This window comes from Chryseobacterium ureilyticum (assembly GCF_900156735.1).
Taxonomy (GTDB): Bacteria; Bacteroidota; Bacteroidia; order Flavobacteriales; family Weeksellaceae; genus Chryseobacterium; species Chryseobacterium ureilyticum.
This window is the reverse complement of record NZ_FTOL01000006.1, coordinates 106,438-119,131: the sequence shown is the minus strand read 5'-3', so window position 1 is coordinate 119,131 and position 12,694 is coordinate 106,438. Positions and strand designations below refer to the sequence as shown.

Genomic DNA, 12,694 nt, shown 5'->3' with positions numbered 1-12,694 from the left:
AATCAGAAAATAAACCCAATCTTAGCCTAAAAACTCTATTTTTGAATATGAATAACAGAAACCGCGGGAAAAATACGGGTGACGATACATTATTCGGTTCAGAGAAGCAGATAAGTAAGCTAAAACTGGCTGTTCAGGATATGCAGTATTTACTGACAAGAGGATATGCAGAAAAAGCAACATCCGAACTTGTGGGTAACAGATATCGTTTGAAAACAAGACAGATACAGGTTTTGAGAGGAGCGGCTGCATCCGATATACAGATTCGTAACAGAAAACTAAAGCAGTTAAATGTCTCAGACCTAAAAGATCAGACTATTTATCTCGATGGTTTCAACGTATTGATTCTATTGGAAAGCCTTTTGTCTGAAGCTTATATCTTCGAAGGGCTTGATGGCTGTTTCCGTGACCTTTCCGGAGTTCATGGAACATATAAAAGGGTAAATCAAACTCAAAAAGCAATTGAGCTTGTCTCTGTTTTTTTCAAGAAAAGGCATGCCCAAAAATTGGTGTGGATATTTGATCAGCCGGTTTCCAATAGCGGAAGAATTAAACAGATCATTCTAGATTTTGCTGCGGATCATAACCTCAGCTGGGAAGCGGAACTGCAATTCAGTCCGGATAAAATTCTTGCAGAAACGTCAGGAATTATAATTTCTTCCGATGCATGGATTCTGGATTATTGCAGGGAATGGTTTAATCTTATTGCCTATCTGATCAAAGAAGAAAAACTATTTGTTAATCTGATACAGACTTATAATGAATAAATTTGAAAGTTATATTCCTTTATTTTCAGACTCTTGGAAAGAAAAATATCATGCTGTTTTAGCAGAAGAGCATTTGGGAAAACTATCAGAGAACATTCAAAAGTTTAAGGATGATATGCTGGATTGGGACCATCCTTACTTTAATGAAGAAATAAAAGTTAGCAGACAAGAAATTTTCAATCAGTTTATCCACATATTTAACAGTGTTGAAACCGATGAGGTAAAAGCAAGACATCTGGAAGCCATTCCATTTGAAGATTGGCTGATTGTTTTAGGACAACGGCTCACTTCTGCAAGTATTCGTGATGAGCAGGCTATTCCACCTTTAAATGAGATATTGATTGAAGCCTGTAAAGAACCTTTTAATACTGAAATTACCATTGCACAACGCGCTTGGGAAAAGCATATCGGAAGAATAGATGACTATTTTTGGGGCGAAGTAAAAGGAAATAACCAACAGAAACAGGAAAAAGTAATGCAGAAAATTCATTATATCCTGGAAAATAGAACCTGGTGGAACGTTTTCTTTCACTATAAACATGAACTTGTCTTTGAGGTCAGAGAAAAAGATGGACACGGGATTCGCTGGAGCTATGGAGGAAAAAAACTGATCGGTTTTCTGGAAAAATTTATCAACGAATAATTTACTGCGCAAAAAGATTGCGTTCCTGGATGGTAATTTTGTTCAGTAGAACTGAGGGTTTGTTTTTTTAGATTAGAACAATTATTAAAAATCTGAATACTGAGTATTATTTGAAAATGATTTAACTTACCATCAACAAATCACCACATCACATGAAATATATTGTAATAATTGCTTTAATTCTGTTTTCATGCAAAGGAAAAGAAGAAAATAAACCTGAAGTGAAAAAAGATTCATTAGCAGCCGTAAAACCTGTTCCAAACACTGAAGCTCAAAAAGATTTTGATATTCTTAAAGTATTATTGGATGAAGAGGTAAAAAGTGAAAAACCGAAAGAAATAGATTATAAAAATTATACGGTTTCTTTTAAAAATGATGAAGACCCTTATAGTGTTACTTTACAGAAGATTGCTTCCGAAGATTTTAATAACGACGGTATTACAGATTATATCATAGAAAGAAACTCCGAAGGGATGTTGGGTGGAAATTCCAATACCAATTCTGAGATCCTTTATATCATCATGGGAAAAGACAATAAGATCAGCCAGAGACATGAAATTCTGGAATACGCACCTTTTTCCTATAATATTATAAACGGGCTATCCTATGAAAACGGAAAATTAAAAACAGCAGCAACACAAAACTATCGTTCTTACAGCAAACCGGTTGACAGCTTAGAATCAACGGAGCTTTCCTTTGTCTATAAAGATGGAAATGTTTACGAAGAATCTTATCTCACAAGTTGTAACCTTGCCAAATGGAAAGATAAAAAGGTTTTTAAATCTGTTTCAGAACATAAAAGGAGCATTGATATCCACAATTACACAGAAACTGTTGAGGAAAAATATACTTCTGATAAATTCGAAGCTACTGCTGAACTTTCAGGTTGTGATAATCTGGTCGCCGTTTTCGAAGGAACTTATAAAACAACTGATCTAAGTTCGAAATCAATCGTAGAAAAAAGAAAACAATTCCTGGATTTTTTGGTTAAAAATACTAATCTTCAGAAAGATCTTTCCATGATTCAGACGTATTATCTTACTCATCAGCCATCAGAAGAATATGTTGAAACAGGGAATCTTTATTTTAAAATTTTTACCACTAAAGACAAAGGAAAAATTGAATTCAGGCTTGTAATGAACACTACAGATAACCCAAAACAAAATGAAAATTGGGAAGTTACAACACGAGCAAAATAATAACAAAAAAATTAAAACAAATGAATATGTACATTGATATTGGCATTAACCTGACCAATAAACAGTTCTATAACGAACAAGAAGAAATCATCAACCGCGCTTTGGATAATGGGGTAGATCATATGATTCTTACAGGAACAAGCATCCGCGGAAGTAAAGAATCAGCAGAAATTGCAGAAGATTATCCTGATATTTTATTTTCAACAGCCGGAATTCATCCTCATGATGCAAAATCATTTAATCATGAAAGTAGCAATGAATTGAGAAGATTACTGAAGAAAGATCATGTCATATCAGTTGGAGAATGTGGTTTGGATTTCGATCGTGATTTTTCACCAAGACCCATTCAGGAAAAATGCTATAAAGCACAATTGGAATTGGCAATTGAAGTAGATAAACCTCTTTTCCTTCACGAAAGATCTGCTTTCAAAAGGTTTAATGAAATTACAGATGAATATCTTTCTAAGTTGCCTAAATCCGTTGTACATTGCTTTACCGGAACATTGGCAGAAGCAAAAATATATCTGGATAAAGGATTTTACTTAGGATTTACCGGAGCGATCAGTGATGAGAAAAGGTTCAAACATTTGGAAGATGTTATCAGGTATGTTCCTCTCGACAGAATGATGATTGAAACCGATGCACCATTTATGCTCCCGAAGAATATGCCTAGGATTCAGAACAGAAGAAACGAACCGTCCTTTCTACCTTATGTTGCACAGACGATTGCCCATTTGAAAAAGATCAGCATTTCCGAAGTTGCTGATGAAACAACAGAAACCGCCAGAAATTTTTTCAGAATATAAAAAAGAGCTCTACTTATAAAGTAAAGCTCTTTTTTTATGGATTCAAATGCTAAAAGCAAATGTCTCTTATAAACTCTTAATTGCAGACTCTAAAGCCAATTCCATCATTGGTTTCAAAGCTGTTTCTCTTTCGTCAGCAGAGATTTTTTCGTGAGTCGGGATGATGTCAGTTACCGTAAGGATTGTAGCTGCATTCTTTCCTAAGTGCTGAGCATTCGCAAATAATCCGAAAGCTTCCATTTCTACTGCAGGGCAGTTGTATTTTGTAGCAATTTCAGGAGTGTTTGGATCTTTTCTGTAGAAAATATCACTACTGTGAATGTTGATTGCTTTTGCATTTGTAGATAACTCCTTAGAAGTTTCATTAATCGTGTTGAAGATATTTCCCTGATGAGAAAGGATTTCGTCTTCTATTCCCCATGCATATTTAGCATAAGTACTTTCACTTGCAGCATTTTCAATATTTAAAATATCAAAAAGTTTAAGATCCGTATTGTATGCACCACAAGTCCCGATTCTGATGATTGTGTCTACTTCATACTCTGTAAATAGCTCAAAAGAATAAATTCCGATACTAGGGAAACCCATTCCGCTGGCACCTACAGTGATCTCCTTACCTTTGTAAAGACCTGTATAATAAAAGATCCCTCTGGTCTTACTTACCAGTTTCGCATTTTCTAAATAATTTTCAGCAATATACTGTGCACGAAGCGGATCCCCCGGCTGCAATACTACTTTAGCAATTTCTCCTTTTTTTGCACTGATGTGAATACTCATAATTTTATTTTGACTGGCACAAAGATAATAACTTTTATATTGATCTCTTCATAACGAACAGATTGAGAGTCTTTGTTTCTAATTGATAAAGAATTCTTTTTAAAAATAGTAAAGCTTTATTAACTCAATATTTTAATCGCTTTATTCTTATTTTACATTAAAAATTAAAGAGGTAAATACAGAACAATAATACAATAATAGAGAGCAGGTATCCCTATCACAAGCATGGTAATTTTGCCATATTAAAATTTAAAAAATGAAAATAGAGCATATCGCTATTTGGGTAAAAGACCTTGAAAGATCAAAAGAGTTTTATCAGAAATATTTTGGAGCTGTTTCTAATGAAAAATACCACAATCCAGTTAAAAATTTTGAATCTTATTTCCTTAGTTTTGATCAGGGGAGCCGTATTGAAATTATGACAAGACCGGATATTAAAGAAAGTGAAAACTCTTACCAATCCCAGCAGTTCGGGATTATTCATCTTGCCTTTTCTGTAGACACTAAAGAAAAAGTAAATGAGCTTACAGAAACTTTGAGAAGAGATGGTTATACAATCGCCGGAGAACCCAGAACAACAGGCGATGGATATTATGAAAGCGTCATCCTCGATCCTGAAAACAATATCATTGAAATTGTTGCTTAAACCGTCATTGTGAAAAATCAATCTGTATTTTTGCCACGAATACACGAATTTTTACGACTTAGTATATAAGACATTAGGTTCTATGTATCTATATGGTAAAAAATAAACCACATAGATTTATAAGTAAGAAATAATTCGTGCATTCGTGGCAATTAAAAAAGCATCATTTTGGCTTTTCCAACCTTCAATTTTCTTATCCCATCATCAAATAAACGCAATTTAATACCAATCCCTCTCTCAAAAATTTTATTCTCACCGAAATAATTTTATTTTTGTTAGATGATGGAAACCAAGTCACCGTTTTTAGACACCATCTTTCTGCTGAGAAAGAAAGAATGTATTACCCTTTTTTCGAATATCCAGGAAATTTCCCTCAAAGAAGAGCAGGAAGCAGAAAACTATTTTGAAGAAGAATTTGAAAAAGAAAGACTTGAGTTCTTATCTGATCGGCTAACCTGTAACAGGGAAACTGCTGTTTGGGCTGCAAAAGTACTATATCATAGCGCTCAACTTTACCTTATAAGAGAGAATACAGCCAACAATCTCGAAAAACTTATTCCAAAATTTAAAGGAATCAGAGACATTTCATCCATACTGTCAGCAGACTTATCATTACGATTTTTACCAGACATTATCACAGCATTACATTCAGTAGATCCTGAGGATACTTTGATTACCATGCTTGAAGATATTCTGACAGAATTTCATTATTCAGGGATTGGATATGATCTTGATCTGAAAAGAGTAAATTGGGAAGAAGAACTTAAAGAAAAAACTTACCGGAAATTATATCTGGAAAGGATTGTAGAAAAAAGAGATTACAAACTGGCGGAAATTCCGTTTATCAATAAACTGCTTATTGCAGAATTTGGAATGCATAAAGATGCATTTTGGAGAGAATTAAAAATAATAACTGAAGAAAATCAATGACTCAGAATATCAATAAACTCAATACCGTTCTAAACTACGTAAAAGATACTTTCGTAGGCAAAAATGATGTGGTGGACCTGTTGGGAATCTGTCTTTTGGCAAGAGAGAACGCCTTTTTGTACGGACCTCCGGGAACCGCAAAATCAGCCATTGTAAGAACTCTGGCGAAAACTGTAAAAGACGGAAAGAACTTTGAATACCTGTTGACCCGTTTTACAGAACCCAATGAAATCTTTGGTCCTTTTGATATTAGAAAATTAAAAGAAGGAGAACTGTTGACCAATACCGAAGGAATGATGCCTGAAGCCTCCATGGTTTTCCTGGATGAGATTTTCAATGCTAATTCCGCGATCCTGAACTCATTGCTGATGGCACTCAACGAAAAAATCTTTAAAAGAGGAAAAGAAACCAAACATTTACCAGCTTTGATGTTTGTCGGTGCAAGTAACGTCCTTCCTGAAGATGAAGCTTTGAATGCATTATTCGATCGTTTTTTGGTGAGAATCAATGTAGATTATGTAAATCCCGAACTATTACAACAGGTTCTTTTAGCCGGAAGAAAATTAGAAAACGAAGAAGAAACAGATATTCCTGAAATTCATGCAGATGAGATCAGAGAACTTCAGAATCTATGTAAAGTGGTGGATTTAAGACCTATCTACGAAGTCTATCTGAATACTATTATGAGTCTTAGAAATACAGGAATTGCCATTTCTGACCGTAGAGCTGTGAAACTCCAGAATTTAATTGCTGCTAGTGCGCTGATTTGTGGAAGAAAAGAAGCCGTACTTTCAGACCTTTGGGTGTTAAAACATATCTGGGACACTGAAGAACAGATAGAAATTCTGGAAGGAATTATCAACAGAACTATTGAAAAAGATGATCATCCAAATTCCCATCCACAGGCAATGCAAAACAAAACGCCTAATCCGGAAGACGTCATGAAGGATGTAAAAATCCTTGTGGATAAATGGAACCAGGGAATGCTGAGCTTTGAAGAACAAAATGTGATCAAAGATAAATTAAGATACCTGCAAACCCGTTGCGACTGGATACGAAACCCTGAACAGAAACAATACATTCAGCAGGAAATTGAAAGCTTATGGCAGAAAATTCTTCAAACGATATAAAAGAATTCTGGGCAGAACTTCCCCGAATTGATAAAGATTTTCTGGGATCTATCAGAGACTGGAAGAATATTCAGATTGCAGCGGATGATGAAACAATCTGGCTCAAAGGCTTTACCGAAGAACAATCACAAGCTTCGGAGATTCATCAGTTACCCAACTTTTTGCTGTATGAGCTACGTGATGGTCTTTTGTTTAAAAAAGAAGCCTTGGTGCCCAGCAAAAAAGTAAGAACAGGATTACTTTGGACCCCGATTGATAAAGCATTAAAGCTTACTTTTCCGGCTTTCAACAATAATTACTTTGGAATCAATGAAAAGGTAACGTTCAGGCTAAAAGAAAGTAATGAAGAGCATCCGGTAATAGCATTGTTATGTAATATGAATGAGATCAAAGACATTATTGCTGAACTACCGAAATTCAGGCTGGAAAAAATAGAATGGACCTTAATAGGTGATCATGCTTTTTTCATGGGGACACCATTATTAAGTCTGCCTGGCAAAACATATTGGGCTAAAGACGGACATCTTTTGCCTTCAGGGTTTGATTTTGAATTTAAAAATTTAAGCATTTTCTTACAACAGAAATATAATAAAGAGTCTGATGGATGGCTTTTATGGGATGAGAATGGAAATTATCTTTCAATCAGAAAAACAGATTTTCGACCATTGTCCGTAAGCTCGTTCCGTCTTACTGAAAAATCAAGAGAATGGAATTAAAGGCATATTTCCAATCCTACGAAAATTATTTCTGGGAATGGAAAACGGACGAAGATATTCCCGGTGATTCCGGATATAATGACAATAACCTCATCTCGGTACCGGGAGTGGGAGCGATTGCGTACAGACCTTATATCATGGAGGTTTTAAAAGAACTTCAGCCAATAGGATGGGCACCGTTTGGGGCTTTGCTGATGGTTTTGTATGCCATGCAGGATGGATATACAGATTTTGCAGGTCCTTTAAGAAAAACTGCAGAATTTTACAGTACCGGAAACTTTGAGTTTAATGCAGAAAGAGAAATCGAATTCCTTGAAAAAATAAAAACACTTCCACGAGTTTATAAACAAAAGCAGAATATAATTATTCTCTTACAGACCTTATTTAAAGACAGCCACAACAGAATATCAGCCTCGAATGCCGAAGCCACTTTAAGAATCTATTATAAAAGACCACAAGAACTGGCTGCGAGCACCGAAAAACAACACGCAGGACCATCAGTACTGAATAAAGATCTGTCTGCTCTGGACCTCAACGAAAGGTTTCCAACCACACAATCCATCATAGATGCAATGAAAGGATTAGTGGATGAACCGGAATTGAATGATGAAATTGCTCAGGAAGAAACAACAGCAAAGACAAATAAAGACTTTATTAAAGAACTGATCGAAGAACCCAAAACATTTCAGGTTGGAAGTCTTATCAAAAGAATCTGGAGCGGACTCAGAATTCCGATGCGGCATCTGTCACCGGGAGAACAACCGATTGGAGGAATTTCAGATATGACCAATAAAGGAGATTTTCACAGAATGCTTTTATCCGAATTTGCCAATGAAGATGAGGTATTTATGAATCGTGTTGCCAATAATGAAGCATTATACATTCAAAGAGAAATACCTCCTGAAGAGAATATTTTTGAAAGAATTATCCTGATTGATACTTCCCTGAGAAACTGGGGAACACCAAAGGTATTAGCATTTGCATCAGCTATTGCCGTTATCAAACACCCGAAAGCTCATTCCGAATGTAAGGTTTTTGCATTGGGACAAACCGGATTGCCAATTTCCCTGAATAAAGTTGGAGAAGTAATTGAGAGCCTAAATCATGTCAGCCCGGTTCTGGAAGTTTCAGAGGCTTTAGAAAAGTTTTTTAACGAAGAGAACACACAAAAAGATATTGAAGTTTTCTTTATTACCCATCAGGATAATGTTACCGATGAAAAAGTACAGAAAGTCATTCATCAGAACAGAGATCGATTGAAATTTCTTGTAACAACCACTTCAGACGGAGAAATCAATTTTTACAAACATCATCAGGGAGCAAGAAAACATATTCAGAAAATAAAACTTCCCCTTCAGGAATTATGGGCAAACCCGCCAAGGCAAAAAACGGCAACAATTAATTTAAATGGAAAGAAAACAGACCTTCCTCTGAACTATCCTATTTTATTTCCTACACCGACTAATAAAATTACACAGTTTTTATACGAGGGAGAATTTTTTATTCTGAGTTCGAAAAAGCAACTGTTGAAAACTTATCTTTCCGATAATTACTACGACAAACACTCGTACGATTACTACAAAACCTATCATGGATGTGAAGTTCTGATAGAAGACATTTCAGTAAAATCTTCCGGAAAATTCGCTCTTGCCAAAAATAAGCAGCAACATTTTATTCTATGTCAGTATCAGCCGAATAAAAAATTAGTTTCCAAACTGAATTTAAATACAAAAGAATACTCAGAACAGAACGTTACCGGGCTGAATATTCCGAAGACTTACGAACTGATCTACTTCGGGAAAAACTTTTATCTTCATGAGTTTGCCAACCCTTTATTGTACAAAATAAATATAGAAGGAAACATCTCTTTAGAAACCATTTCCGGTAAAGACAAAGAGATTGATAAAAATACCATAAAAGCAGGAACAGAAGCCGCAAAGCTGAAACAAAGCGGGCTGAAAATAATCAACAACTTTAATAGAGTTGGAATCAATGTATATGGAGATCTTGTCATTTCAGGTCACCAATTATACAGCGCTTCTGAAAATACATTAAACTTCTCCAAAAACAGATATGAGATAAAGGTTTTTGCAGAACAGAACAAGAATAAATTTACCTTTCCGGACGGAAGTGAGATTATTGCTGACTCCCGCGGAATGCTGACTTTCAGAAGCAGTAATAAAAGCATTGAAGAATTTTTTATTCCTTCCGCAGCCAATGGATTCCTATCTCTGGCAACATATACCGAGTTTGGAGGATCAGAGTATTATCTTCCGGAACATGCCCTGTTGAAAGTAAAGACAATGGATGAAATGTGTGATCGATTTTTAAAAGTATTTATAGAACAGATCTTGGATTATGGAGCTTAGAATAAAACCTTTTCCGAAAAATAATTATCCCCGAAAAGGACTTTTGATCAAAGGTTCCTCGCCTGTCATATGGCTTCAGGAAATGGAAACACTTGGGATAGATCTTCAAGGAATGAAATTCTATGCAGTTCCGGCAGACATTCCCAATGTATTGTACGGATGCTTTCTGATATTTAATGACCTTACTCCTCAGGAAATCGGGAAAAACGCTTACTTCCAATCTATAGACAATAAACTTTTCATCCCTGAAAATACGACGTTTTATCCCAAAATTAATCCGGAGGACTGGAAAACTGTGGATGCAGAATTTCTCATTATGCATCCTGAGTTTGGTATTGTGAAATTATCTGAGCAGATTGACTGGCTAGACTTGATTCAGGAACCAGAAAAGATAGATAAAACAGTCAGAAAACCTTTGAATGGCGTAAAAATTCCTCAGTTCATAGAAAGCTACACAGTAGAAATGGATGATGATAAAGTTCTGGAAGCGCTACAAAAGCCACAAACCGAAGAAGAATGGATGAATAACTTGCCGTTTGATCTGAAAAAGGTAATGGCTGGAAACAAAAAAGAAATTGAAAAGTATCTAAAATACATTGAAAAGTATCCTGAAAGAGCAATAGAGCTGGGAGTTCCTTTAGACATCATGGGAACATCCAGAGGTGATGGCTTCGGGAAGTTTACCTGGCTTGAAGGACTATTCGGAGGAGGTTCAAACGATACCCCTGAAAGTAAAGGAACCCGAAATTTCCGTAGAGCATTCTGGACGGTTATTGTGATTGCTATTGTCCTGAAAATCGCTTTACCATCAGATAAAAATAAAACTGAGCAGGAAGAAAACATTGTTTCATCAGGTAAAATTGTGACAGATGAGGTGAAAGCGCCTTCAGATATGATTGCTTTTCAGTCAGGAGTCTCTGAAATAGATATGAAGATTGATTCCATGTATCATGGCAAAAGAAAAGGATTGTCCAATGAACTTCTCAATGCCGGATTATTGGAAGGACAAACCCAAAAAGCAAAAGAAGAATATAAAAAGAAAGGAGGCAGAGACGTTGGAGAAATAAGTCATGATATCCAAAAGCTTAATAAAAATGAACAGCACAGCCGAGATTCCCTTAAAACCATTTATACCAAGAAAATAACAAAGCAAGTTAAAGAAAGAACTGAACCCCTAAAACGTAAAATTTCAGATTCCCTGAAACAATATACCAAAGGAAAACCGGTAAATGGTGATGTTGTAAAATATCTCCTAAAGAAAAGGCAGGTATTGATGGAAGACTCCTTGGGAAAACTGTATGGAACCATCGATATGCTTGATAGAGTTCCTCCGCCTTCCACCATAAAAGATTCAAAAGTGAAAGGTGTTGACTCCGGTGGAAATGAACTGAAAAAAGAAACACCCGTTTCAGATATCCTCTATATGGTGATTCTTATGATTGCGGGAGTAGGATTGTATTCTTTTCTGTTTAAAAATAAATCTTTAAATGTAGGTGGAGACAACGTACCGACCTGGGTGAAATTTATTCTGATCATTATCCTTGTAGCAATGTTGGTATACCTGTTTTATCCGTTGGTAAAAATGTTTGGTTACAATTGGTTCGTATGGATATTGGCAATAGGTGTTATATTGCTTCTTTACCGTTTGTTCAGAGATGATAAAACCATTTTAAACTCCGATGATGATGAATAAGCAGAAATTTATAGACAAATTTATGGCAGCCTTTGTGTTGCTGGCGATGTTTAAGATCATTGGAATCGTTGCGCAGCTTTTTCATGAAAGTTTCTGGAGTGTTGTCGGAACCCTGATTATTTTCCTGATCGTTGCCTTTATCATCCTGATGGTCATTGCTTCTTTAAAAGACAAAGAACAAAACGAAAGAAATACACGGCGAAAAGGAGCAGGCGGTGGAAATTTTTACTTAGAAAATTCACTATTTGACCGAATCAGAAGCAAATATGAAGAACTCGCTGAAAAATATATCGCCGAAAATGATTATAAAAAAGCCGCAAAAGTTTATATGAATCTGCTTCAGGACAATTACAGAGGAGCAAAGACATTAGAAGATGGAGGGTTCTACAATGAAGCCGCAGCAGTATATCTTAAGAAACTTAAAAATAAATCCGATGCCGCAAACTGTTACGAAAAAGCAAAGCAATATAAAAAAGCAATAGACCTTTACAAAGAAATGGAGCAGAAAGAAAAGGTGGGTGATCTTTACAGAGAAATCAATGATCTTAAAAATGCTCACACTTATTACCAGATGGTGACCGATGATTATATTTCGAACAATCAGATGGTGAAAGCTTCTTTGATTTATCGGAAGAAAATGGAAAACCCAGAAGCTGCACAAAAAATACTGTTAAAAGGATGGGAAGAAGATAAAGATACATTCAATTGTCTGAATAACTACTTTGCTAATATTTTTGACATTCAAAAACTGCAATCAGAAATACAGGAACTCTACGGAACAACTCCTGCTCACAAAAAGATCATCTATCTGGATGCAATGAAACACGAATTTAAAAAAGATCCGAAACTGGAATCAATAACAAGAAATATTGCCTACGAAATCATTGCGGAAAAAATAGGGACCCGCTCAGAAATTGTGAATGAACTTAAATATTTTAATCCCGATGATGATACAATTCTAAAGGATATTTCAAGGTTTAAAACAAGTAGAAACAGGATGTTTAATCACTAAACATTG

12 protein-coding genes are annotated in these 12,694 nt (G+C 35.6%); 11 read left to right on the top strand and 1 reads right to left on the bottom strand.

Annotation, left to right across the window (positions count from 1 at the left end; genetic code table 11):
* Positions 1–47: 47 nt before the first annotated feature.
* The 4 genes from BW983_RS16550 to BW983_RS16535 all read left to right on the top strand — a co-directional run bounded on the left by BW983_RS16550 (position 48) and on the right by BW983_RS16535 (position 3,415).
* Positions 48–767: a DUF434 domain-containing protein gene (locus BW983_RS16550; protein WP_076553135.1), complete on the top strand. Its 720-nt coding sequence runs from the start codon at positions 48–50 to the stop codon at positions 765–767.
* A complete protein-coding gene (locus BW983_RS16545; RefSeq protein ID WP_076553006.1) occupies positions 760–1,410 on the top strand; it encodes a hypothetical protein in 651 nt (216 codons plus the stop codon). Before BW983_RS16550 ends, BW983_RS16545 begins: the two co-directional genes overlap by 8 nt.
* Before the next feature lie 152 nt (positions 1,411–1,562).
* On the top strand, positions 1,563–2,609 hold the full coding sequence (locus BW983_RS16540) for a hypothetical protein (RefSeq protein WP_076553005.1): 1,047 nt from the start codon (positions 1,563–1,565) through the stop codon (positions 2,607–2,609).
* 20 nt (positions 2,610–2,629) lie between these two features.
* Positions 2,630–3,415 (top strand): TatD family hydrolase, encoded by a 786-nt coding sequence (locus tag BW983_RS16535; RefSeq protein ID WP_076553004.1) that lies wholly within the window; start codon positions 2,630–2,632, stop codon positions 3,413–3,415.
* A 66-nt stretch (positions 3,416–3,481) separates the two neighbouring features.
* Here the strand turns inward: BW983_RS16535 and deoD are convergent, their stop codons facing one another.
* Complete coding sequence (gene deoD / locus BW983_RS16530) at positions 3,482–4,192, bottom strand: purine-nucleoside phosphorylase (RefSeq protein ID WP_065396615.1); 711 nt, start codon at positions 4,190–4,192, stop codon at positions 3,482–3,484.
* A 256-nt stretch (positions 4,193–4,448) separates the two neighbouring features.
* On the opposite strand from deoD, the gene BW983_RS16525 reads away from it, so the two are divergent.
* From BW983_RS16525 to BW983_RS16495, 7 genes are all read left to right on the top strand, one after another.
* Positions 4,449–4,838, top strand: coding sequence for a VOC family protein (locus BW983_RS16525; RefSeq protein ID WP_076553003.1), 390 nt, complete (start codon positions 4,449–4,451; stop codon positions 4,836–4,838).
* Between the two features lie 279 nt (positions 4,839–5,117).
* Positions 5,118–5,768 carry a hypothetical protein gene (locus BW983_RS16520; protein WP_228409029.1) on the top strand — a complete coding sequence of 217 codons (651 nt, stop codon included), beginning with the start codon at positions 5,118–5,120 and terminating at the stop codon, positions 5,766–5,768.
* Complete coding sequence (locus tag BW983_RS16515; RefSeq protein WP_076553002.1) at positions 5,765–6,898, top strand: AAA family ATPase; 1,134 nt, start codon at positions 5,765–5,767, stop codon at positions 6,896–6,898. The genes BW983_RS16520 and BW983_RS16515 overlap by 4 nt, the downstream gene beginning before the upstream one ends.
* The gene (locus BW983_RS16510) at positions 6,871–7,614 is read left to right on the top strand and encodes a hypothetical protein (protein WP_076553001.1); all 744 of its coding nucleotides are present in this window, start codon (positions 6,871–6,873) and stop codon (positions 7,612–7,614) included. The genes BW983_RS16515 and BW983_RS16510 overlap by 28 nt, the downstream gene beginning before the upstream one ends.
* Complete coding sequence (locus tag BW983_RS16505; protein WP_076553000.1) at positions 7,605–9,983, top strand: hypothetical protein; 2,379 nt, start codon at positions 7,605–7,607, stop codon at positions 9,981–9,983. The genes BW983_RS16510 and BW983_RS16505 overlap by 10 nt, the downstream gene beginning before the upstream one ends.
* A complete protein-coding gene (locus tag BW983_RS16500; protein WP_076552999.1) occupies positions 9,973–11,676 on the top strand; it encodes a hypothetical protein in 1,704 nt (567 codons plus the stop codon). The genes BW983_RS16505 and BW983_RS16500 overlap by 11 nt, the downstream gene beginning before the upstream one ends.
* Positions 11,669–12,688 (top strand): soluble NSF attachment family protein, encoded by a 1,020-nt coding sequence (locus tag BW983_RS16495; RefSeq protein ID WP_076553133.1) that lies wholly within the window; start codon positions 11,669–11,671, stop codon positions 12,686–12,688. The genes BW983_RS16500 and BW983_RS16495 overlap by 8 nt, the downstream gene beginning before the upstream one ends.
* Positions 12,689–12,694 lie beyond the last annotated feature (6 nt).